The following is a 22,146-nucleotide window of genomic DNA, read 5'->3' as shown; positions in this document are numbered from 1 at the left end:
CAAGGCAAGACATTGCCGAATCATTTTGAACACTCGTGTTCAAATACGTCAACCAGAGATCAACCCGGAACGATCACCTCATGGGCAACCCCCGATCTAGAGCCTTCGTGAATTGGCGCAGGGTGCAGGCAAGGACTGGAATACCGGCGCTGGCACGGGAAAAGCCGGGCGAATGGGATGGAATAGACCTTGTTGACTTATTTTGAACGCGCGTGTTCAATCGATCTCAGCTTGATTCTGGAGTCGCTGTTCATGGAAACCCTCAACCCCGTCCAACGCCGCATCCACCAGGCCGCCCTGCGCCTGTTCGCCGAGAAAGGCGCCAACCAGGTGAACATCAGTGACCTGGCCCAGGAGGCCGGCGTGGCGCGGGGCACCATCTACAACAACCTGCAGTCCATCGACGACCTGTTCCACCGCGTCGCCGGGCAGCTCGCCTCGGAAATGCACGAGCGCGTGGTGAAGAGTTTCGGTGACAACGCCGACCCCGCCCTGCGCCTGGCCAACGGCATGCGCTTCTTCATCCGCCGGGCGTTCGAGGAGCCTCATTGGGGCGCCTTCATCAATCGCTTCGCGATGAGCGACGACTCGCTGCGCGGCATGTGGTTCGGCCCGCCGATGGCCGACCTGGTCAGCGGTGTCGCCAGTGGTCGCTACAGCATCCGCGGTGAGCAGTTGCCCTCGGCCATCTCGATGATCGCCGGTACCGTGCTCGGCTCGATGTTCCTGGTGCTCGAAGGCCACCGGACCTGGCGCGATGCCGGTAGCGACGCCGCCGAACTGACGCTGCGCGCACTCGGCGTCGAAGCCGAGGAAGCCCGGAGGCTGGCCAGCGGAGAGCTGCCGCCCCTGCCCACGCTGGACTGATCCAACCGATCCTGCCAACGCCCCTGATCCAGGGGCGCGGGCGAAGCCTTGCCTGACGAAAGCCACGGAGAACAACAAACATGAGCCGTCAGCACTCCCCCGCCACCCTGGCTACTGCCCAGCCGGCACGGCATCCGCAGCCGACGGTCAAGGCATGCGCGCTGGCCTACCTGATCTTCGAACGCCCCGACCTGGAGACAGCCCAGCGCTTCCTGGACGACTTCGGCTTGCTGCTGGCGCAACGCGAACCGGACTGCCTGTACTTCCGCGGCACCGGCACGGCGCCCTACTGCTACCGGGTACAGCGGGCCGAGCAGGCGCGCTTCGTTGGTTTCGGTCTCACCCTTGCTTCTCGTGCCGACCTGCAACGCGTCGCCCGGCTGCCCGGCGCTTCGGCCATCGAGTCGCTGGGTACACCGGGCGGTGGTGAGCGTGTGTGCCTGCGCGACCCGTCCGGCTTCGTCGTCGAAGCGGTGTTCGGCCAGCAGCCGACCAAGGCGCTGGAGCACCGCTCGGCGTTGCCGCTCAACCAGGTCGACCAGAGCCCGCGGATCAACGCCACCCAACGCCCACCGGTGGCGCCGCCGGAGATCGTCAAGCTCGGCCACGTGGTCCTCGAAGTCGCCGACTACCAGGCCACCTGCGCCTGGTACACCGAGCACTTCGGCTTCATCCCCAGCGACGTCCAGGTACTGCCCGACGGCTCCCCCGCGGTGGCCTTCCTGCGCCTGGACCTGGGCGCCACGCCCGCCGACCACCACACCCTGGCACTGGCCCAGGGCTTCATGGCCGCCTACAGCCACAGCGCCTACGAGGTGGTGGACGCCGATGCGGTGGGCATGGGCCAACGGGTGCTGCGCGAGCGCGGCTGGAAGCATGCCTGGGGCATGGGCCGGCACATTCTCGGCAGCCAGATCTTCGATTACTGGCAGGACCCTTGGGGCGACAAGCACGAGCACTACTGCGACGGCGACCTGTTCACCGCCGAACGTCCCACCGGCCTGCACGCGGTCAGCCCCGAAGCCATGGCGCAGTGGGGCCAGCGCATGCCCAAGAGCTTCACCAAGCCGCCGATGAACCTGCGCAGCTTGCGCGCCCTGCTGCACAACCTGCGCCACAGCCCTGACCTGACGCTGCGCAAGCTGGTCACGCTGGCGCGGATGTTCGGCTAGGGCCCTCCGCGTGCGCCGCCGCAGCCTGCTCAGCCGTGCCGCCCTGCTTGCGGGCGGAGTGCTGCTGGCTCGCACCAGCCATACGCAACCGACAACGACAATCGCCGCGCCGACGCGGCCAACCGCTGCACCAGGAGTCGCTTCCATGCCCGTCCACAGCCCCATTCATGTAGTCCGCTTCGAACACCAGAACGACCACCACTGGGGTGTGCTCCGCCAGGGGCGCATCAGCCGTATTCCGGGTCGCTTCGCCAGCACCGGCGAGCTGATCCGCCAGACCAGCGTCGAGGAACTCGCCCAGTGGCAGGGCGGCGAACTGGCCTTGGACGAGGTGACACTGCTCTCGCCGATCACCCGCGACCAGCAGTTCGTCTGCCAGGGCGCCAACTACCGGCAGCACATGATCGAGTCGGGCATGGACCCGGACGCCAAGCACTTCAACATGATCTTCACCAAGGCGCAGAGCTGCATCGTTGCCGCCGACAGCGACCTGATCAAACCACGCAACGTGCGCTTCCTCGACTACGAGATCGAACTGGGCCTGGTGCTGCGCCGCGAGATCACCGGCAAGGTCGCGGTGACCGACGCCAACCTGCACGAGTTCATCGCCGGCGTGGTGATCGTCAACGACTACTCGGCGCGCGACATCCAGATTCCACAGATGCAGTTCTACAAGGGCAAGAGCTTCCGCACCTTCGGCCCGGTGGGGCCGTACCTGTGCCTGCTGGGCCGGGCGGACATGCACTACCTGAAGGACCTGCGCCTGCGCCTGACGGTGAACGGCGAGGTGCGTCAGAGCGACAGCACCGCCAACCTGGTGCACGGCCCGGCGGCAACCCTGAGCGAACTCTCCGGCGTGCAGGACTTCGTCGCCGGCGACCTGATCGCCACCGGCACGCCGGCTGGTTGCGCGCTGTCGATCCCCTCTCCGGCCAAGCAGCGCATCGCCGCGCTGCTGCCGGAGCGGGTCAAGTGGCAGGCCTTCATGAAAGCCCAGGAAGGCCGCAGCCAGTACCTGAAGGCGGGCGATGTGGTGGAAGCGAGCATCCGCAGCGCCGATGGCGTGATCGACCTTGGCGTGCAGCGCAACCGCGTGGTGGAGCAAGCCTGATGCCCGTGAAGAATCTCGCCGACATCGAGGCGCTGGAGAGCGTGCCGCTGGCGCGCCGCGAGCTGCCCGCCAGCACCTACGAGGCGCTGCGCCGTTGCGCCGGCGAATACGCCACGTCGACGGCGCTGAGCTTCTTTCTCGAGGCGAAGCACTTCCGTCGCACCCACGACTGGACCTACGCCCAGCTGTTCGCCGACATCACCCGCGCTGCCAACGCCTTCCACCGCCTGGGCATCGGTCCGAAGGACGTGGTCGCCTTCCTGCTGCCGAACCTGCCGGAAACCCATTTCGTCATCTGGGGCGGCGAAGCGGCAGGCGTGGTGCTGGCGATCAACCCGCTGCTGGAGGCCCCGCAGATCGCCGACCTGCTGCGCGCCGCCAACGCTCGCCTGGTGGTGACCCTGGCGCCAACACCGGGCAGCGACCTGTGGCCAAAACTCGCCAGCCAGCTCGACGGCCTGCCGAGCGTGCGCGATGTGCTGTGGGTGAGCATGGCGCCCTACGTGGGCAACCTGCCGGGGCTCGCGCTGCGCTGGATGGCCCGCCGCGAACGCAGCCGGCACAAGCACCTGCGTATCCACGACCTGCGCCAGCTGATGCGCCGTGAAAGTGGTGATCGCCTGAACAGCGGCCGGCAGATTCGCGCCGACGAGCCTTCGTCTTACTTCTGCACCGGCGGCACCACCGGCTTGCCGAAGATCGCCCGGCGCAGCCACGGCTCGGAAGTATTCAACGCCTGGGCGATGGCCGCCAACATGCAGCCGCGCCAACCCGGCCAGGTGATCTTCTGCGGCCTGCCGCTGTTCCACGTCAACGGTCAACTGGTCACCGGGCTGATGCCCTGGACCCACGGCGACCGGGTGATCATCGGCACGCCCCAGGGCTATCGTGGCGATGGGGTGATCGCGAATTTCTGGGCCATGGTGCAGCACTTCGGCATCCACTTCTTCTCCGGCGTGCCGACGGTCTATTCGGCCCTGCTGCAACAACCCACGACCGGCCACGACCTGTCCAGCCTGCAATACGCGCTGTGCGGCGCGGCGCCGATGCCGGTGGAGCTGTTCCGCGAGTTCGAGCGCAAGGTCGGTGTGCGCATCCTGGAGGGCTACGGGCTCACCGAAGGCGCCTGCGTATCGTCGAGCAACCCGCCCGAGGGCGAGCGCCCCATCGGCTCCATCGGCCTGCGCCTGGCTTACCAGGACATGCGCGCGGTGATCCTCGACGACCAGGGCGCGTACCTGCGCGACGCCGATACCGACGAGGTCGGGGTGATCGCCATCCACGGCCCGAACGTGTTTCTCGGTTATCTCGACGACAGCCACAACAAGGGCCTGTGGATCGACATCGGCGGCCGACGCTGGCTGAACACCGGCGACCTCGGCCGACAGGACGCCCAGGGTTACTTCTGGCTCACCGGGCGCAAGAAGGAGCTGATCATCCGCGGCGGTCACAACATCGATCCCAAGCAGATCGAGGAGGCCTTGCAGGCGCATCCGGCGGTGGCTTTGGTCGCGGCAGTCGGCTGCCCCGATCCGCATGCCGGCGAGATTCCCGTGGCCTACGTACAACTGGCCGCCGGCCAGCGTGCAGACAGCACCGAGCTGCTGGATTTTGCCAACCAGCGGATCAGCGAGCGCGCCGCGGTGCCCAAGCGCATCGAGATCCTCGATGCGCTGCCGGTGACACCGGTGGGCAAGATCTTCAAGCCCGCGCTGCAACAGCGGGAAATCGCCCGAGTCATCCAGCAGGAAGCGGACAACCAGGGGCTCGCCGGGATCGCCGTGGAGGTGGTGCAGGACGCCCGCCGTGGATTGGTGGCGCAGGTTCGCGCCGGCGCCGGCAGAGAGACGCTGGCCCGGGCACTGGGTCGCTACAGCTTCGTGGTGGACTGGCATAGCTGATCTTCGCAACGCCCAGAACCGCTCGCACCGAACAACAAGAATCCGAAGGAAGTGCCATGCGTTCCCGTTTGCCCTGCGTCCCTGCCCTGCTGCTTGCCCAAGGGTCTCGCACCCCGACTTTCCTCGCCCGGCGCCTCGTCGCCAGCGGCATGGCCGATGAGTATTCGGGCGAGATCACGCTCGGGGAGGACGCCCTCGACCTGAGCCTCTAGCGCAACACCTCAACCACCTTCATCAACTGGCTCGAGCCACGCGGGCCAGCGGGGAACGGCTGCGCCCGGAAAAGGCGCGGCATACGACAGAACAACAACAAGAGGTCGTGTCAGATGAACCGTAAACCACCCGCCTTGCGCCTGCTCGCACTGCCCGCCGCCATCTCCCTCGCCAGCGTCGGCGGCAACGCCCAGGCCTTCACCTTCAGCCTCGGCGAAATCGAGGGACAGTTCGATTCCAGCCTGTCGGTCGGCGCCAGCTGGGCCATGCGCAATGCCGATGCACGGCTGCTGCACAGCCACAGCTCCGACGACGGCAAACGCAACTTCCGCGAAGGCGACACCTTCTCCAAGGTGTTCAAGGGCATCCATGACCTGGAGCTGAAGTACGGCGACAGCGGCGCCTTCGTCCGGGGGAAATACTGGTACGACTTCAAGCTCAAGGACGAGCACCTGCACTTCAAGGACATCGACGACCACGGCCGCGAGGAAGGCGCCAAGTCCTCCGGCGGGGAGATTCTCGATGCCTTCCTCTACCACAACTACAGCATCGGCGAGCTGCCCGGCACCGTGCGCCTGGGCAAGCAGGTGGTGAGCTGGGGCGAGAGCACCTTCATCCAGGGCGGCATCAATGCCATCAACCCGGTGGACGTCGCCGCCTTCCGCCGGCCGGGGTCGGAGATCAAGGAAGGGCTGATCCCGGTGAACATGTTCTACGTCTCGCAGAACTTCAGCGAGCACCTGTCCGCCGAGGCCTTCTACCAGTTGGAATGGCAGAAGACGGTGATCGACAACTGCGGCACCTTCTTCTCCACCACCGACGTGATGGCCGACGGCTGCAACGGCCTGGCCGCCGGCCCGGTGATCAACCAGAACCCGCTGGCGGTGCAGGCCCTCGCGCCAGCGGGGATCAACCTGACCGACGAAGGTATCGTCATCCCCCGCGGCAAGGACCGCGAGGCGCGCGACAGCGGCCAGTGGGGCACTGCGCTGCGCTGGTTCGCCCCGGAACTGGACAGCGAATTCGCCGGTTACTTCATCAACTACCACAGCCGCCAGCCCTACCTCAGCGTACGCAGCGGGCCGCACGCCGCCGACCTGGGCTTCGCCCCGCAGCTGTGCGGCAACCTCGGCATACCCAACGCCCTGTGCGGTGCGGTGATCGGCAGCGGCGCCGGCCAGCAGCTGACCCAGGCCTATCGACTGGGCAGCGCGCAGTACTTCGCCGACTACCCCGAAGACATCCAGCTCTATGGCCTGAGTTTCAGCACCAGCCTGCCCACCGGTACCACCCTGGCCGGCGAGATCAGCTACCGGCCGAACATGCCGGTGCAGATCAACCCGGTGGACCTGGTTACCGCCACCCTGGGCATCCCGGCGCTGACACCGGTCTACGGCGATGCCCCGGCACCGGCCAACGACGCCCTGCTCAAAGGCTATCGGCGCAAGGAAGTGACCCAGGCACAGGTCACCGCCACGCACTTCTTCGACCAGGTGATGGGCGCCGACCGCCTGACCCTGATCGGTGAAATCGGCCTGACCCACGTCGGCGGCCTGGGTGGCGACGATGAGCTGCGCTACGGCCGCAGCCCGGTGTTCGGCCAGGGCGCGCTGTACCCCGACAACGACCTGTGCAGCGGCAGCAGCGTGACACCGCAGTACTGCAACGATTCCGGCTTCGTCACCAGCAACGCCTGGGGCTACCAGATGCGCGCCATCTGGGAATACGCCGATCTCATCGACGGCGCCACCGTCCGCCCCAACCTGGCCTGGTCCCATGACGTACACGGCTACGCCCCGGAGCCGGGCTTCAACCAGGGCGCGCGGGCGATCAGCGTCGGCATCGATGGCACCTACCTCAACACCTACAACATGAGCCTTTCCTACACGAACTTCTTCGGCGGCAAATACAACGTGAATACCGACCGGGACTTCGTGGCCCTGAGCCTTGGCGTGTCGTTCTAAGCGGAGACCATTAGATGAACAAGAAACTTGCGTGCGCTTCCCTGCTGCTCCTTGCCCTGCCCTTCAGCCTCCAGGCAGCCGTTCCCGAATCGGAAGCGGCCAAACTGGGCGGCGAGCTGACGCCGCTCGGCGCACTGCGGGCCGGTAACGCCGATGGCAGCATTCCCGCCTGGGACGGCGGCCTGCCGACCAACGCCGGCACCCGCGGCGCGGATGGCCGCCTGAGCGATCCCTTCGCCGCGGACAAACCGCTGTTCACCATCACCGCGCAGAACATGGCGCAGTACGCCGCCAACCTGACGCCCGGCCAGCAGGCCATGCTCAAGCGCTACGCCGACTATCACATCACCGTGTACCCGACGCACCGCTCGGCGACCTACCCCGCCAGCGTGCTGCAGGCGGTGGCCGGCAACGCCCGGCGTGCCAGCCTGGTCGAAAGCGGCAACGGCCTGAAGGACTTCCAGACCGCGATCCCCTTCCCTATCCCGCAGAGCGGCGTCGAGGCGCTGTGGAACCACATCACCCGCTATCGCGGCGGCAGCGCCCAGCGCCTGCATGTCCAGGCCACCCCGACCGCCACCGGCAGCTACACGCCGACCTACTTCCAGCAACAGTTCAGCTACCGCGACCAGTTGACCGACTACAGCGCCGACAAGGACAGCAACGTCCTCTTCTACTACAAGCAACTGGTGACCGCGCCGGCGCGCCTGGCCGGCGATGTGGTGCTGGTCCACGAGACCCTCGACCAGGTGCGCGAGCCACGCATGGCCTGGATCTACAGCGCCGGCCAACGGCGTGTCCGCCGCGCTCCCCAGATCGCCTACGACGGCCCCTACCCGGCCTCCGATGGCCTGCGAGTGGCCGACAACCTGGACATGTTCAACGGCGCGCCGGACCGCTACGACTGGAAGCTGGTGGGCAAGAAGGAAATCTACGTGCCCTACAACAGCTTCGCCCTCGATTCCACCACCCACCGCTACGACGAGCTGGTCAAGCCCGGCCATCTCAACCAGGACCTGGTGCGCTACGAGAAGCACCGCGTCTGGGAAGTCGAAGGCACCCTGCGCCCCGGCGAGCGGCACATCTATGCGCGGCGCGTGCTGTTCCTCGACGAGGACACCTGGCAGGCCGTCCTCGCCGATCACTACGACGGTCGCGGCACGCTCTGGCGGGTAGGCGAAAGCTTCATGACGCCGCTGTACGACAAGCAGATTCCCTGGCTGGGCGTTGAAGCAATCTATGACCTGATCAATGGCCGCTACCTGGTGTCGGGCATGACCAACCAGGAGAAATCCCAGGTGGAGTTCGGCTTCAAGGCCAGCAGTGTCGACTACACCCCGACCGCCTTGCGCAACCAGGGCATTCGTTAGCCACAGGACGGTGCCCGCCCCACCCGGCGGGCACCCCAGGGAGGTCGAAAACTCACCCGCAGCGACGGGCCGATGAGCCAGCTGCTCGATGGGCAAGGCGCCTGCGAGGTGGCCTGCCACGGCAAGGAAAAGCTGGACAGGAACCGTGTCGGTGGGGTTTTCTCCAGGCTGGCATTTGCCGCCGTGGACCTGGCCCCACCCCGCTTGCCCAAGGGGAATCCGCCGCCAGGTCAGCGGGCGAACCGCAACCCACTCGATTCGAGGTGAGAACCGACATGGCGAACGAAACCTACACTCCCCCGCGCGTCTGGACCTGGGACAAAAGCAATGGCGGTGCCTTCGCCAGCATCAACCGCCCCATCGCCGGCGCCACGCACGACAAGGAACTGCCGCGAGGCAAGCATCCGCTGCAGCTGTATTCGCTGGCCACGCCCAATGGCGTCAAGGTCACCATCCTCCTTGAGGAACTGGTGGAACTGGGCCTGACCGAGGCGGAATACGATGCCTGGCCGATCCGCATCAGCGACGGCGACCAGTTCGGCAGCGGCTTCGTCGAGATCAACCCGAACTCGAAGATCCCCGCCCTGCTGGACACCAGCGTCACCCCGGAAATCCGCATCTTCGAATCCGGCTCCATCCTGCTCTACCTCGCGGAGAAGTTCGGCCACTTCCTGCCCAAGGACATCGCCGGACGCACCGAAACCCTCAACTGGCTGTTCTGGCAGATGGGCAGCGCGCCCTTCCTCGGCGGTGGCTTCGGCCACTTCTATGCCTATGCGCCGGAGAAGTACGAGTACCCGATCAACCGCTATGCCATGGAAGTGAAGCGCCAACTGGATGTGCTGAACCGCCAACTGGCGAACCACCGCTATGTGGCCGGCAGCGCGTACAGCATCGCCGACATGGCGATCTGGCCCTGGTACGGCGCCTTGCTGAACAACAAGGTCTACGGCGCCGCCGAGTTCCTCGATGTCGAGAGCTATACCCACGTCCGCCGCTGGACCGACGAGGTCGCCGCGCGGCCGGCCGTGCAGCGAGGGGTCATGGTCAACCGGACCTGGGGCGAAGCCCACGAACAACTGCCCGAACGCCACGACGCCAGCGACTTCGCGCGCTGAAACGACATGGCCCCACCTCGCCGGGCGGGGCCATGCGGGACAGCCGACTCCCCTGCCGCTGGATCAGTCGAGCGCGGCCTGCTGCCGGTCCAGGAAGCACTCGAAGCCCTTCGCCCAGACCTTGAAGCGCACGCGGATACCGGCGTGCAGCCAATACAGGGTGTAGGTGGCCGGCGAGTCGTCCTTGTAGGTCGCCGTGACATCCAGCGCATCGAGGTGCCGGCGTGCGGCGTCGAGGTCGACCGCCACGTCGCCGACCGTGTAGATCTCGAAGACTTCGCGGCCCTCACCGGACACGGAGACATAGTGGCCGAAGCCATCGAAGGAGTAAGCCCGAGCCTGCTTCAGCAGGGCGAAAAGCGCCGTCAGGTCCATCTCCAGCAGCGACCCCGCGCCCATGCGCTGGATTAATGCGTCGGGTTTGCCACTCAGGTCTTGCAGGTAATGGGTAATCAGCGGGCCGAACACATCGTCCATGAATGCCTTGTTGCGACCGCTGAACCTGACGCTCTTGACCTTCGCAGGACTGATTTCGCCGAGCTGGATCCGCGTCGGCCGGCGGGCGAATGCCACGGTCTTGCCGTCGTACTCACCCAGTTCGAAGGTGGCCGAGAAGGTGCAGGTCTTCACATGGTCGTCCGCCGTCATGTCCGTCAGGCCGGCCGATCCCTTGTAGAGAAAGTGCCGGCCATCCTCGGCCTGCATGCGCATCACGCAGAAGCGCTCGAACATCGACTCCTTCCACTCATGGCTGATCAGGGTGGCTTTCACCACCACGCGGCCTTCCGGCAGGAACAGGTCCGGGCTCGCCTGCAAGGGCGGTTTGGGCATCAGCGCGGCGCTGGCCTCGAAGGCCTTTTTCGACACCTTCTTCGCCCCGATGAAGTGATAGTGCATGCCACCGTCATCGCGCGACTCGCTCAGCACGGTGCGGGTCGCTCCCAGCTCGACCAGCCCCGGGATCAGCCATAGCGGCGTCTCGATGCGCCCGGCGTAGGCCCTGATGACCAGCGCCGTGTCCTGGCGCTCCATGTGCTCGATATCGATCGTCTGCTCGGGCCCGTGGCTCCCCACCGGCGCCAGGGCGGCGAGGCTCGCCGACAGCTCGTGGCCATGGTTGCCGGCCGCTTCGGCAAGACTGCCCAGAACATGTTGCGCCCGTGCTTCATCGCGGAACTGCACACGCAGGGTGATGGCTGTCTCGGACATCGTTCGTGTTGCCTCCATGCATCGTCGGATGATTTGTCGCCGCTAAGCTAACCCATTGTCCTTCGCCGAGTCGTGCACTGTTTCCGGCAACGCGATGCGCCTTCGCCCCGAAACGCGCCGGCGAATCCGGCGAACGGAGTGAGTCAACGGGAGATTCCCGGGGGCCACCCTCAACCATCCCCCCAGGAGAGCTGCGATGTTGCTTGAAGGTTCCTGCCACTGCGGCGCCGTGACATTCAGTCTGCACAGCGCCCATCCCTATCCCTACCAGCGCTGCTATTGCTCGATCTGCCGCAAGACGCAGGGCGGCGGAGGCTATGCGATCAATCTCGGCGGCGATGCCGCCAGCCTGAAGGTGCGCGGGCGCAAGCACATCAGCATCTACCACGCGAAGATCCGTGAACCGGGCGCGCGCACGCACACCAGCGGCGCCGAACGGCATTTCTGCAGCCAGTGCGGCAGCGGCTTGTGGCTGTACGACGCGCAGTGGCCGGAGCTGATCCATCCCTTCGCCTCGGCTATCGATACCGCGCTGCCCGTGCCGCCGGAACACACGCACCTGCTGCTGCGTTCGAAGGCCGGCTGGGTGGAAGTGCAGGCCGGCCCGCACGATCTTCAGTTCGCCGGCTACCCGAAAGAGTCCATCGCCCAATGGCATCAGCGGCTGGACCTGGAGCGCTGAGCCAGGGCCGATCCGACCACCGGGAAACGGCGCCCGTTGCGAATCGACTCCGCGAAAGTGTAATATTATTACATTGCAAACAGAGGAGATTCGTCATGAAACCAGGCATCCATCCCGAATACCGCGAAGTGCTGTTCCACGACACCTCCGCCGATGTGTTCTTCCTGATCCGCTCGACCGTGCAGACGGACAAGACCCACGCCCACACCGACGGCAAGACCTACCCCTACATGACCCTGGACGTCTCCAGCGCCTCGCACCCGATCTACACCGGCGAACAGCGCAAGAGCAAATCCGAGGGCCGCGTGGCGGGCTTCAACAAGCGCTTCGCCGGCTTCGTCGGCAACAAGGGGGCGTGATGAAAGTCCTCGCCTCGCTGAAAACCGCCAAGCGGCGCCATCGCGATTGCCAGGTGGTACAGCGCCGTGGGCGGCTCTACGTGATCTGCAAGTCCAACCCGCGCTTCAAGTGCGTGCAGGGTCGGCCGAAGCCGAAGATCAAGCGCTGAAGCGAAAGCCGGCGTTGCCCGACCCGGTTCGTCCGGGCAACGCTGCACTCACTTCCCGGGACGACCAGCGTCGCCCGGGGTCTTCCCCGATCACCGCCGTCGCGAAGGGCTCGAAGGCCCTTGCGCCTCGGTGCACCCGCTATGCCGGCGACATCGCCACGCCATCATTTCCTGCCTGCGTTATTGCCCTGAGGCCGGGCCTTCGGTTATTTTGATAATAATTCGCATTTGCGCCGAACCCTCTTGCCTGGCCTTCCATGACCCACCCCATCGCCTGCGCCTACCGAGCCAAAGTGGCCGACCTGTACCTGGAGAATCACAGCTGGATCCAGCACTGGATCACGCGCCGGCTGGGCAACGCCAGCGACGCCGCGGAGCTGGCCCAGGACGTCTTCGTACGCCTGCTGGTGCAGCCACGGGAATTCGACAGCGACCTGCACGCCCGGGCCTACCTGAGCCGCGTGTCGCTGCATCTGTGCGTGGACTTCTGGCGCCGCAAGCAGCTGGAAAAGGCCTGGCTGGAAGCGCTGGCCATGGTGCCGGAAAGCCATTGGCCGTCCCAGGAACACCAGGCGATCATCCTCGAGACCCTCGGCCAGTTGCAGGACATGCTCGAACGCCTGCCACCCAAGGTCGCCGAAGCCTTCACCCTGTCCCAGCTGCAGGGCATGGGCTACGCCGAGATCGGCGAGCGCCTGGGCGTGTCCGTGCGCACGGTGACCAAGTACATCGCCCAAGGCATGTTCCAGTGCGCCCTGCTGGAAGCGGAGCTGGACGGCGTGCTGCTGTGAGCGAGCGCGCAGGTTTCGACTACGCCACCCTGGAACTGGCGGCGCAATGGTATGCCCGCCTCCAGGCCGCTCCCGGCGACCTGGAATTGCGCGCGCAATGGCGCGGCTGGATCGACCAGGGCGAGGCGCAACGCCTGGCGTGGAGCTACGTCGAGCGCATCGGCCAGCGCTTCGGCGACCTGCAGCAACAGGGAAAGGAGGCGCACCAGACACTTGCCACCCTGCGCACCGGCAAGCAGACGCGGCGGCGGCTGCTCAGCCAGTTCAGCGTGCTGGCGGGCGCGGGTGTATTCGGCTGGCTCGCCTGGCGACACGACGCCCTCGACGGCCTGTACGCCTGGCGCGCCCAATACCGCACCGCCATCGGCGAGCGCCGCAGCGAACAGCTCAGCGACGGCACGCGCCTGTGGCTGAACACCGGCAGCGCGCTGGACGTCGACTTCGATGCCTCACGCCGCGAGCTGGTGCTGTATGCCGGTGAAGTGCTGATCGAGACCGGCCACGGCGACAGCCGCCCGTTCCAGGTGCGCACCCGCGCAGGACTCCTGCAGCCACTCGGGACGCGCTTCAGCGTGCGCGAGGATGGCCCTCGCACCCAACTCAACGTGTACCAGGGCGCCGTGCGCACGACCTGCCAGGACAGTGGTCGCAGCCTTGTCGTCCAAGCGGGCCAGGCCGTGATCTTCGATGCCCGGGACAGCGATCCGCTGACCCCCGCCGAGATCCGCCGCGAGTCCTGGAGCCGGGGTCTGCTGCTGGCCGAGGACATGCCGCTGTCGCAGTTCATCGAGGAGCTGGGCGGTTACCGGCGCGGGCATCTCGGCGTCGATCCGGCCGTGGCCAATCTGCGCGTCATGGGCAGCTTCTCGCTGGCCAACACCGACCAGGCCCTGGCGCAGCTCGAAGAAGCCCTGCCGGTGCGCGTGCAGCGCCGCTTCGACTGGTGGGTGACGGTGGTCCCGCGCAGCTAGCCGACCCGGCACCTCTATTCGCGAGCAAGCTCGCTCCTACGAAGAGCGCGCAGTCAGCCTGTAGGAGCGAGCTTGCTCGCGAACCTCCAGCGGTCCGCCAGGCCAGGCGGCTTACCCTGGGAAAAAAGTTTTCGAGAATGGTTCCGATTTTCCGTCCTGCTTCGGATTACTAGGAAACACCCCTAATAACCGGACGCCAAGGAACCGGAATGTCACGCCAAGACCAGCACTTCCCGAGCAAAAAGCATCCCCTGTTTCTCGCCATCGCCCTGAGCCTCGCCGCCGTCGGCCCGCTCTCGGTGCCCTCCACCGCAATCGCCGAGCAAGCCCAGCGGCAGAACTTCGACATCCCCGCCGGCCCCCTCGCCCGCCAGCTCAACGAGCTCGCCGCGCAGACCGGCCTGCTGCTCGCCGCCGACGCCGAGCTGACCCGCGACCGCCACAGCCAGGCCGTGCGCGGCAACTACAGCGCCGAGGAAGCGCTGGACCTGATGCTGATGGGCAGCGGCCTCGCCGCGCGACTCAGCACGACGCAAGGCAACGGCGACCGCTACCAACTGGTGGTGATTCCCAAGGACGACAGCGCCCTGGAAATGAGCGAGACCACCATCATGGGCCAGGGCATGGGCCAGGCCACGGAGAACTCCGGCAGCTACACGCCGGGCCTGACCAGCGTCGGCTCGAAGACGCCGACCTCGCTGAAGGAGACTCCGCAATCGGTCTCGGTGATCACCCGCCAACTGATGGACGACCGCCAGATCGCCGACCTCAACGACGCCATGAAGGCCGTGCCGGGCATCACCGTGCAGAGCAACACCTTCCGCATCCAGGACTTCTACTCGCGCGGCTTCGCCATCCAGAACATCCAGCTCGACGGCGCCGCGCCCATGGCCCTGGGCACCACCGCCGGCTCGTTCTATTCCTCGAACGTCTACGACATGGCCGAGTTCGACCACGTCGAAGTGCTGCGCGGCAGCTCGGCGCTATTCGGCGGCACCGGCGATCCGGGCGGCATCATCAACCTCGTACGCAAGCGCCCGCTGGACACCTACCAGCTCAAGTTCAGCGCCTCCGCCGGCAGCTGGGACAACTACCGCAGCGAGTTGGACGTCACCGGCCCCATGGGCCTCGACGGCAAGCTGCGTGGGCGCATGGTAGTGGCCTACCAGGACCGCCAGTACTTCGTCGACAACCGCGCCACCGACAAGCCGCTGGTCTACGGGGTGATGGAAGCCGACCTGACCGACTCGACCCTGCTCACCGCCGGCCTGCGCTTCAACAAGGTCCACGAGACCGGCACCGCTTCCGCCCTGCCGCGCTACAGCGACGGCGCCGACCTTGGCCTGCCGCGCCACACCGGGCTGTCCACCACCTGGGCCTATGCCGACGGCTTCTCCCGCGAATACTTCGCCAAGGTCGACCAGCGCCTGAACGACGACTGGAAGCTCAACCTCAGCTACACCAACATCTACGACACCATCGAGACCAACAACGCCACCACCCTGGGCTCGGTGAACCCGGTGACCGGCACCGGCGTCACCCGCTACGGCACCTGGATCACCCAGTGGAGCGAGCAGAACCTCTGGGACGCCAACGTCTCGGGCAACTTCAGCCTGTTCGGCCTGAACCACCAGCTCACCGTCGGCGGCGACTACCAGGACATCGATAGCCGCTGGCAAGGCACCCCCCGCTTTGCCAGCGCCGGCGGCGCGGTGGACGTGTTCGACCCGAACTCCACGCCCTGGACCGACCCCGGCGTGCGCCCGGACATTACCCGCGACTACAGCCCCAACAGCCAGACCCAGTACGGCCTCTACTCCAGCCTGCGCCTGCAGCTGGCCGAGCCGCTGCACCTGATCCTCGGCGCGCGGGTGCAGCGCTACAAGTTCGACCAGACGTATCAGAGCCTGGCCAATGGCACCTGGAACGTGCAGTCGCGCGTCGACATGCGCGAGCCGACCAAGACCACCCCGTTCGGCGGCATCGTCTACGACCTCACCGATGAATGGGCCGCCTACGCCAGCTACGCGGAAATCTTCAAGCCGCAGCAGAACTACATGGCCGGCCCCCTGGGCAGCGGCAGCACCCTCGACCCCATGACCGGCAAGACCTACGAAACCGGTCTGAAGGGCGAGCTGTTCGGCGGCGCAGTGAATACCAGCGTGGCGCTCTACTACACCAAGCGCGAAGACCAGGCCGTGCTGGACCCGAACTACGACGCCACATCAGTGCTGTTCGGCGGCAACTGCTGCTACGTCAACGGCGGCGAAGTGACCAGCAAGGGCATCGACATGGAAATCTCCGGCGAGCTGCTGCCGGACTGGATGCTGATGGCCAGCTACACCCTGAACCTCAACAAGAACCGCACCGACGGTGGCGAGCTGAGCACCATCACACCCAAGCACATGGCCAAGCTGTTCAGCACCTACCGCCTGCCCGGCGACTGGTCGAAGTTCAGGGTCGGCGGTGGGGTCGATATCCAGAGCGCAACCAAGGTCAGTGGCACCGCCTCCACCTACGACAGCAACGGCAACGTGGTGCAGAGCAACGTACCGTTCGACTACCAGCAAAGCGGCTATGCGATCTGGAACGCCCTGGTGGACTACCAGGTGGACGAGCACTGGAATGTCGCGCTCAACGGCAACAACCTGTTCGACAAGAAGTACTACCAGACCGTCGGCACTTCCACCTACGGCAACGTCTACGGCGACCCACGCAACGTCATGCTGACAGTGCGCGCCACCTACTGAGGACCGCGCCGGCAACCGCTCCCGGTTGTCGGCGCCCCAGGATCCGCGCGTTCAGCCGGCCGCCGGCAGACGCTGCAGATCCGGGTGTCCTGCCGAGCGCCTCACTTGGCGGCCGTGTCCGCGCTCTTGGTGCGGTACAGCGCGAGATGGTTGGCGATGCACATGTCGAGCGCTTCCACCAGGTAGAGATTTGGCTTGCCAGCCACGGGCGGAACCAGGCAACGGCTGGCCACGCGCTTGCCGAGCATTTGGGTGTCGATGTAGATGAGATTCACCGGCGCCTTCGCCGGGTTTTCCTCGGCCGTGAAATACGCGCGGGTGTACTCCTCGTCGCCGGCGGTCTGCTCGAACAGCGCGCTGTCGACCTGAGTGGTGCGCACGTCGCTGGCCGGCAGATCCTTGCTCATCAGCGCGACGCCGATAGGACCGGTAAGGCCGGCCAGGACCGCACTGGTACGCAGCCGCGACTGCATGTTCGCGTAGGTCACGAAGTGCTCCACTTCGATCGTCGGCTGGCTGCCCAGCTCCGGGAAGGCCTCGTAGGCGCGATGGGCCAGCAGGCGCATGCCGGTCGGTTTGGTGGCTGCGTCCGGCACGCGATAGATGCCGTAGGCATCGCTGGTGAGCAGCAGGCTGAAGATTTCCTTCTCGCTTTCGGTCTTGGGTCGCAGATCGTGAATGGCGATCTTGTCCGACACCTCGAGCCCCGGGTATTCCGGCGGCGGCACGGCGGGCTGGCTCGCGCAGCCAGCGAGGGAAACCACACCGAGGAGGAACAGGCTTTTCAATGCGTGCATGGGACGTCCTTTGTCTGGGAAAGCCGCCGATGCTCGCCGAACCCGCAGTAATATTCAATCGCCATCATCCACTCTGATGGCGATTGTTCCGTCAGCGCAATAGACCGCCTACCGGCAGCTATCCGGCTCCGCCGGAACGCCTTCAGCGCGCCGCCCGGCCATAGCCCTGGGTCACCCGGTCGATCACCACAGCCAGGGCGACGATCGCCAGACCGGCTTCCACGCCGCGGCCCACGTCCAGGGTCTGGATGCCGACCAGCACATCCTCGCCCAGGCCGCGCGCGCCGATCATCGAGGCAACCACCACCATCGACAACGCCATCATCACCGTCTGGTTGAGGCCGGCCATGAGGCTGGGCAGCGCCAACGGCAACTCGACGTGGCGCAGGCGCTGCCAACGGCTGGCCCCCAGGCAGCGGGCCGCCTCGCGCACCGACGGATCGACCTGGCGCAGGCCGAGGTCGGTGAGCCGCACCAGTGGCGGCAAGGCGTAGATCAGCGTGGCGAAGATCGCCGGCACCTTGCCCAGGCCGAACAGCATCAGCACCGGGATCAGGTAGACGAAACTGGGCAGCGTCTGCATGACGTCCAGCAGCGGCATCAGTACGCGCCGGGGCGTGGGCCGGAAGGCCAGCAGCACGCCGAGGGGAACGCCGATCAGCACGCACAACGCGGTGGCGACCAGCACCAGCGCGCAGGTTTGCAGCAGCTTGTCCCACAGACCGACCACGCCAATCAGGAACAGCAGCCCCACCAGTACCAGCGCCCTCTTCCAGCTGCGCCCGGCGTGCCAGGCGAGCAGGCCGAGCGCCGCCAGCAGCAACCACCAGGGCGGCAGGCGCAGGAGGTTTTCCAGCAACGTGACCAGTTGCAGCAGGCTCTCCGAGAACTGTCGCAACTGGTCGCCATAGTTCAGCACCAGGCTATCCACCCGGTGGTTGACCGGTTCCGCGATGGAATGGTGCAGGCCCTGCGGGAAGCTCGAACTCACAGCGCCGCCTCGATCCGGGCGCGCGCCGGGTCCGCCACCCAGCCCTGCCAGACCTGCGGATTGGCCCGCAGGAAGTCGCGGGCGGCATCGCGGGGCGGCTGGCGCGATTCGCTCATCTTCGCCAGCGAGGCATTGAGCAGACCGATGGGAATGTCGACCTTCTCGAACAGGGCCACCAGCTCCGGATAGTCGCGGTGGAACGCCGCCGACACGCCCACCGACAGGCGCGCCGGCATCGAGCGGGTGCCGCGCGGGTTGGGATTCTTCGCATCGGCCAGCGTCTTCCAGGCCTCGGCGTCGAACGCCGGTTCCTCCAGGCGCACCAGCTGATAGCGGCCCATCAGCGGGGTCGGCGACCAGTAGTAGAACAGCACCGGCTTGCCACGGCGGATCGACGAGGCGATCTCGGCATCCAGCGCCGCGCCCGAGCCGGTGCGGAAGTTGGTGAAGCTGTCGGTCAGCCCATAGGCCTTGAGCTTCTGCGAGTTGACGATCTCGGAGGTCCAGCCGGTGGGGCTGTTGAGGAAACGGCCCTTGTCCGGCGATTCGGGATCGCGGAACACCTCGCGGTAACGCGGCAGATCGGCGACCGAGCGCAGCTGCGGCGCCAGGGGCTCGATCCCGCGCGCGGCATCGCCGTGGATCACGTACGCCGGCACCCACCAGCCTTCGTCGGCGTTCTTCACGATGTCGCCCAGACCGAAGACCTTGCCCTCGGCCTGCGCCTTCACCCAGGCCGGACTGCGCCCGGCCCATTCCTCGCCGATGACCTGGATGTCGTTGCGCGCCAGCGCCGCCTCCAGGCTCACCGTGCTGCCGGGCAGCGTGTCGGTGGGATAGCCATAGCCCGCTTCCACCAGCAGGCGCAGCACCTCGGTGATCAGGTTGCCGCTTTCCCAGGTCAGTTCGCCGAAATGAATCGGCGCGCGCTCATCGGCCGCCTGCACGCCCGTGGCGAGCAGACCGAGGGCGACAGCGGCGCCTCCCAGCCAGCGTTTGATCGGATGCATCGAAGGTTCCTCGTGGTGTGATCAGGTCGCGGGCGCGCCAGCAGGCGCGCCCCTCCCGGTCAGAAGTCGTAGGTGAGCTTGGTGTAGTAGAAGGTGCCCTCGGGAGCGGCCGGCGAGAGGAAGCTGTATTGCTGCGCCGGGGTCTGGCGCAGTTGCTCGTTGTACTTGTCCGGGTGGCTGTCGAAGAGGTTGTTGGCGCCGACCGACAGCTTCAGGCTGCGGTTGAACGCGTAGTTGATGTCCAGGTCGGTGATCCACTGCGCGGAGAAGGTCTGGTCGTACTGCGCGGCGCTCGCGTCCGAGGCGTACTTGCGGTAGCGGCCGAAGCGCGTCTCGTAGAGGCTGAAGGTCCAGGGGCCGTAGCTGTGCACGGCGCCGAGCACCAGCTTGTCCTCGGGATAGCCATGCTCCAGGTAGCCCTCGGATTCGCGGGTGACGGTGACGAAGCCGTTGGGGTTCTCGTGGATCTTCTCCACCCGCGTGCGGGTCTTGGTGTAGCCGGCGGACAGCGCGAGATTGCCGTAGGCGCCCAGCTCCAGGTTGTACTTGCCCACCACGTCCACGCCACGGGTGCGGGTGTCGGCGGCGTTGGTCATGAACTGCGCCCAGCTGTACTGGCCATAGCCCGCTTCGGTGAGGATGCGCTCGGCCTCCGGCCCGTAGATGCCGCCGCTGTAGAGGATGCGGTCGCGGATATCGATCTGGTAGGCGTCCACGGTCAGCGAGGCCTGCTCGCTCGGGCGCCAGACCAGGCCCAGGGAGTAGTTGTCGGACTTCTCCGGCTTAAGCTTCTGCGCCCCCAGCGCGCGGGCGGCCGGGTTGTCGACCGGCAGCATGCGGGTCAGCACCGGGTTGCCGTCGGCGCCGACGTTGGTGGTGGTGGTCCAGGAGGTGCCGATCTGTCCCAGGGTCGGAGCGCGGTAGGCGTTGTTGATGGTCGCGCGCAGGCCCAGTTGCGGGGTCAGCTCGTAGCGTGCGGAGACCTTGCCGGTGGTGGTGGTGCCGAAGTCCGAATAGTGCTCGGTGCGCCCGGCGAGGCCGAATTGGAAGCGTTCGGTGAGCTGGTTTTCCAGCCCCAGGTAAAGCCCGCGAACCTGGCGGGTGTAGGTGGCCGCGTCGTCCGGCATCAGGCCCGAAGCCTGCACCGCGCCGACCTGCACGCCATCGATGCCGCCGAAGGAATAGGAGGCGAAGTCGCCCTCTTCCAGGCGATAGCGCTCGTCGCGCCAGGCCAGGCCGGCGGACAGCGTCACCGGCTTGAAGGCCCAGTCCACGTCCACGTCGCGGCTGTAGTCGGCGTTGAGGTTGGTCTGCTCGTTGATCAGGGTGGCGACGTCGAAGCTGGTCGGGCTGGCCACGCCGTAGCTCGGGTTGACCGTGTCCGAGGCGCGCTCGGTGTGCTTGTCGCGGCCATAGGTGGCGGACAGGTCGAAGCGCCCGAGGGACTCGTCCTCGTAGCGCGAACCGAAGGTCAGCGAGGCGTCCTCGTAGTGGTAGCGGTACTGCGGAATGGTGCCTTCGGGGTAGATCTGCGGCACGTTGTTCGGGCTGCCGGCCAGCAGCGGCGGCGTGTTGTTGTACGAAGTGTCGCGGCCGAAGGTGCCGAAGCTGTACAGGCGCCAGGCATCGCTCAGGCCGATCTCGCCGTTGGCCGCGAGGTTGAATTTCTCCCGGCTCGCGCCGCCCCAGCGCGGGTCCTGCAACTCGCCGTCGGCGTAGTATTTCTCGCCGATATCGTCGGGCTTGTTGTTCAGCCCGTTGAAGCTCAGCGTGAGGAAGCCATCCCCCGGCAACGCAAGGCCAGCCCAACCATCGGCGGACTTGCTGAAGCCGTCACCCTGGCTGAACTTGCCCAGTTGCGTGGTGGCCTGGCCGCCGCTGTCGCGCTCCTTGAGAACGATGTTGATCACCCCGGCGATGGCGTCCGAGCCGTACTGTGCCGAGGCGCCATCGCGCAGCACTTCGACGTGGTCGATGGCGCTGATCGGGATCATATCCAGGTCCACCGACTGCGCGCCGATGAAGGGCACGCCGCCGGAGATGTTCACCACCGCCGAGGCGTGCCGGCGCTTGCCGTTGACCAGCACCAGCGTCTGGTCCGGCGACAGGCCGCGCAGCGACGCGCCTTTCGGGTCTTGGCCGCGCGTGGCGCTCTGGTTCTGCGGGAAGTTGAACGAGGGCAGCAGCTGGAACAGCGCCTGGTTGAGACTGGTGGCGCCGGTCTGCACCAGCTCCTTGGCATCGATCACGTCAACCGGCGCGCTGCTGGTGAGCGCGGTGGCGTCTTGCCGGCGGGTGCCGATGGCGACCACGCGATCCAGGGTCGGCGTGCTCGAATCCACTGCTGCGCCGGAGGCGCGCTGGGGCTTGCCGGACTTGCGCACGACGAAGGCGCCATCCTCGCTTACCTGCAACTGCAGGCCGGTGCCGCGCAGCGCGGCGTCCACCGCCTGCTGCGCCGAATAGGTGCCATCCACGGCCGCCGACGAGTAATGGCCCAGCTCCGGGGTGAAGGAAATCACCTGGCCGCTCTGCCGGCTGATCGACAGCAGCACCTCATCCAGCGGACCGGGCGCGATGTGATAGGCCTGCGCAGGACCGGCGGCGAGCGCCGAGCCCAGGTACAGCGCAGCGAGAGAACCCAGGGCGAAGGCCCCGGCCTTGCGAACGAAAACGGAATGACGCGACATGACTCCCCCAAACAATGCGCCGCAAGGGGCG

19 protein-coding genes are annotated in these 22,146 nt (G+C 66.5%); 14 read left to right on the top strand and 5 right to left on the bottom strand.

The annotated features are described in order from the left end of the window. The first annotated feature begins 252 nt into the window (after positions 1-252). The 8 genes from JVX91_RS16705 to yghU all read left to right on the top strand — a co-directional run bounded on the left by JVX91_RS16705 (position 253) and on the right by yghU (position 9,716). The gene (locus tag JVX91_RS16705) at positions 253-867 is read left to right on the top strand and encodes a TetR/AcrR family transcriptional regulator (RefSeq protein WP_205335311.1); all 615 of its coding nucleotides are present in this window, start codon (positions 253-255) and stop codon (positions 865-867) included. Between the two features lie 80 nt (positions 868-947). Continuing rightward, the gene (locus JVX91_RS16700; RefSeq protein ID WP_205335310.1) at positions 948-2,039 is read left to right on the top strand and encodes a VOC family protein; all 1,092 of its coding nucleotides are present in this window, start codon (positions 948-950) and stop codon (positions 2,037-2,039) included. 145 nt (positions 2,040-2,184) lie between these two features. Then, complete coding sequence (locus JVX91_RS16695) at positions 2,185-3,150, top strand: fumarylacetoacetate hydrolase family protein (protein WP_205335309.1); 966 nt, start codon at positions 2,185-2,187, stop codon at positions 3,148-3,150. After that, positions 3,150-5,051: an acyl-CoA synthetase gene (locus JVX91_RS16690; protein ID WP_205335308.1), complete on the top strand. Its 1,902-nt coding sequence runs from the start codon at positions 3,150-3,152 to the stop codon at positions 5,049-5,051. The genes JVX91_RS16695 and JVX91_RS16690 overlap by 1 nt, the downstream gene beginning before the upstream one ends. 56 nt (positions 5,052-5,107) lie before the next feature. Next, positions 5,108-5,263 (top strand): hypothetical protein, encoded by a 156-nt coding sequence (locus tag JVX91_RS16685; RefSeq protein ID WP_205335307.1) that lies wholly within the window; start codon positions 5,108-5,110, stop codon positions 5,261-5,263. 114 nt (positions 5,264-5,377) lie between these two features. Then, positions 5,378-7,228 carry a DUF1302 domain-containing protein gene (locus tag JVX91_RS16680; RefSeq protein WP_205335306.1) on the top strand — a complete coding sequence of 617 codons (1,851 nt, stop codon included), beginning with the start codon at positions 5,378-5,380 and terminating at the stop codon, positions 7,226-7,228. A 14-nt stretch (positions 7,229-7,242) separates the two neighbouring features. Beyond that, positions 7,243-8,598, top strand: a complete 1,356-nt coding sequence (locus tag JVX91_RS16675) for a DUF1329 domain-containing protein (RefSeq protein ID WP_205335305.1) — start codon at positions 7,243-7,245, stop codon at positions 8,596-8,598. A gap of 275 nt (positions 8,599-8,873) precedes the next feature. Beyond that, positions 8,874-9,716, top strand: a complete 843-nt coding sequence (yghU, locus tag JVX91_RS16670) for a glutathione-dependent disulfide-bond oxidoreductase (RefSeq protein ID WP_205335304.1) — start codon at positions 8,874-8,876, stop codon at positions 9,714-9,716. Between the two features lie 63 nt (positions 9,717-9,779). Here the strand turns inward: yghU and JVX91_RS16665 are convergent, their stop codons facing one another. Then, positions 9,780-10,925, bottom strand: coding sequence for a hypothetical protein (locus tag JVX91_RS16665; protein WP_205335303.1), 1,146 nt, complete (start codon positions 10,923-10,925; stop codon positions 9,780-9,782). Positions 10,926-11,121: 196 nt separating this feature from the next. On the opposite strand from JVX91_RS16665, the gene JVX91_RS16660 reads away from it, so the two are divergent. From JVX91_RS16660 to JVX91_RS16635, 6 genes are all read left to right on the top strand, one after another. After that, positions 11,122-11,607 carry a GFA family protein gene (locus tag JVX91_RS16660; protein ID WP_205335302.1) on the top strand — a complete coding sequence of 162 codons (486 nt, stop codon included), beginning with the start codon at positions 11,122-11,124 and terminating at the stop codon, positions 11,605-11,607. 95 nt (positions 11,608-11,702) lie between these two features. After that, complete coding sequence (locus JVX91_RS16655) at positions 11,703-11,966, top strand: type B 50S ribosomal protein L31 (RefSeq protein WP_205335301.1); 264 nt, start codon at positions 11,703-11,705, stop codon at positions 11,964-11,966. Continuing rightward, positions 11,966-12,115, top strand: a complete 150-nt coding sequence (ykgO, locus tag JVX91_RS16650) for a type B 50S ribosomal protein L36 (RefSeq protein ID WP_205335300.1) — start codon at positions 11,966-11,968, stop codon at positions 12,113-12,115. Before JVX91_RS16655 ends, ykgO begins: the two co-directional genes overlap by 1 nt. A 257-nt stretch (positions 12,116-12,372) precedes the next feature. Then, the gene (locus JVX91_RS16645) at positions 12,373-12,906 is read left to right on the top strand and encodes a sigma-70 family RNA polymerase sigma factor (RefSeq protein WP_205335299.1); all 534 of its coding nucleotides are present in this window, start codon (positions 12,373-12,375) and stop codon (positions 12,904-12,906) included. Further along, positions 12,903-13,877: a FecR domain-containing protein gene (locus JVX91_RS16640; RefSeq protein WP_205335298.1), complete on the top strand. Its 975-nt coding sequence runs from the start codon at positions 12,903-12,905 to the stop codon at positions 13,875-13,877. The genes JVX91_RS16645 and JVX91_RS16640 overlap by 4 nt, the downstream gene beginning before the upstream one ends. A gap of 209 nt (positions 13,878-14,086) precedes the next feature. Next, positions 14,087-16,627: a TonB-dependent siderophore receptor gene (locus JVX91_RS16635; RefSeq protein ID WP_205335297.1), complete on the top strand. Its 2,541-nt coding sequence runs from the start codon at positions 14,087-14,089 to the stop codon at positions 16,625-16,627. 101 nt (positions 16,628-16,728) lie between these two features. Here the strand turns inward: JVX91_RS16635 and JVX91_RS16630 are convergent, their stop codons facing one another. The 4 genes from JVX91_RS16630 to JVX91_RS16615 form a co-directional block, all read right to left on the bottom strand. Further along, complete coding sequence (locus JVX91_RS16630) at positions 16,729-17,424, bottom strand: hypothetical protein (RefSeq protein WP_205335296.1); 696 nt, start codon at positions 17,422-17,424, stop codon at positions 16,729-16,731. 142 nt (positions 17,425-17,566) lie between these two features. Next, positions 17,567-18,415: an ABC transporter permease subunit gene (locus JVX91_RS16625; protein WP_205335295.1), complete on the bottom strand. Its 849-nt coding sequence runs from the start codon at positions 18,413-18,415 to the stop codon at positions 17,567-17,569. Then, positions 18,412-19,425 (bottom strand): ABC transporter substrate-binding protein, encoded by a 1,014-nt coding sequence (locus JVX91_RS16620; RefSeq protein WP_205335294.1) that lies wholly within the window; start codon positions 19,423-19,425, stop codon positions 18,412-18,414. Before JVX91_RS16620 ends, JVX91_RS16625 begins: the two co-directional genes overlap by 4 nt. A gap of 59 nt (positions 19,426-19,484) precedes the next feature. Beyond that, positions 19,485-22,115: a TonB-dependent receptor gene (locus JVX91_RS16615; RefSeq protein ID WP_205335293.1), complete on the bottom strand. Its 2,631-nt coding sequence runs from the start codon at positions 22,113-22,115 to the stop codon at positions 19,485-19,487. Positions 22,116-22,146: the final 31 nt, after the last annotated feature.

Source organism: Pseudomonas sp. PDNC002 (assembly GCF_016919445.1).
In the GTDB taxonomy this organism is placed as follows: Bacteria; Pseudomonadota; Gammaproteobacteria; order Pseudomonadales; family Pseudomonadaceae; genus Pseudomonas.
Note: the sequence above shows the minus strand (reverse complement) of the source record. Positions and strands in the feature narration are given on the sequence as shown.

Coding starts and splice junctions, on each gene's coding strand:
- JVX91_RS16690 (WP_205335308.1), top strand. CDS start 3,150: ATGCCCGTGAAGAATCTCGCCGACATCGAGGCGCTGGAGAGCGTGCCG.
- JVX91_RS16700 (WP_205335310.1), top strand. CDS start 948: ATGAGCCGTCAGCACTCCCCCGCCACCCTGGCTACTGCCCAGCCGGCA.
- JVX91_RS16695 (WP_205335309.1), top strand. CDS start 2,185: ATGCCCGTCCACAGCCCCATTCATGTAGTCCGCTTCGAACACCAGAAC.
- JVX91_RS16645 (WP_205335299.1), top strand. CDS start 12,373: ATGACCCACCCCATCGCCTGCGCCTACCGAGCCAAAGTGGCCGACCTG.
- JVX91_RS16660 (WP_205335302.1), top strand. CDS start 11,122: ATGTTGCTTGAAGGTTCCTGCCACTGCGGCGCCGTGACATTCAGTCTG.
- JVX91_RS16665 (WP_205335303.1), bottom strand. CDS start 10,925: ATGTCCGAGACAGCCATCACCCTGCGTGTGCAGTTCCGCGATGAAGCA.
- JVX91_RS16615 (WP_205335293.1), bottom strand. CDS start 22,115: ATGTCGCGTCATTCCGTTTTCGTTCGCAAGGCCGGGGCCTTCGCCCTG.
- ykgO (WP_205335300.1), top strand. CDS start 11,966: ATGAAAGTCCTCGCCTCGCTGAAAACCGCCAAGCGGCGCCATCGCGAT.
- JVX91_RS16630 (WP_205335296.1), bottom strand. CDS start 17,424: ATGCACGCATTGAAAAGCCTGTTCCTCCTCGGTGTGGTTTCCCTCGCT.
- JVX91_RS16635 (WP_205335297.1), top strand. CDS start 14,087: ATGTCACGCCAAGACCAGCACTTCCCGAGCAAAAAGCATCCCCTGTTT.
- JVX91_RS16685 (WP_205335307.1), top strand. CDS start 5,108: ATGCGTTCCCGTTTGCCCTGCGTCCCTGCCCTGCTGCTTGCCCAAGGG.
- JVX91_RS16620 (WP_205335294.1), bottom strand. CDS start 19,425: ATGCATCCGATCAAACGCTGGCTGGGAGGCGCCGCTGTCGCCCTCGGT.
- JVX91_RS16680 (WP_205335306.1), top strand. CDS start 5,378: ATGAACCGTAAACCACCCGCCTTGCGCCTGCTCGCACTGCCCGCCGCC.
- JVX91_RS16655 (WP_205335301.1), top strand. CDS start 11,703: ATGAAACCAGGCATCCATCCCGAATACCGCGAAGTGCTGTTCCACGAC.
- yghU (WP_205335304.1), top strand. CDS start 8,874: ATGGCGAACGAAACCTACACTCCCCCGCGCGTCTGGACCTGGGACAAA.
- JVX91_RS16675 (WP_205335305.1), top strand. CDS start 7,243: ATGAACAAGAAACTTGCGTGCGCTTCCCTGCTGCTCCTTGCCCTGCCC.
- JVX91_RS16705 (WP_205335311.1), top strand. CDS start 253: ATGGAAACCCTCAACCCCGTCCAACGCCGCATCCACCAGGCCGCCCTG.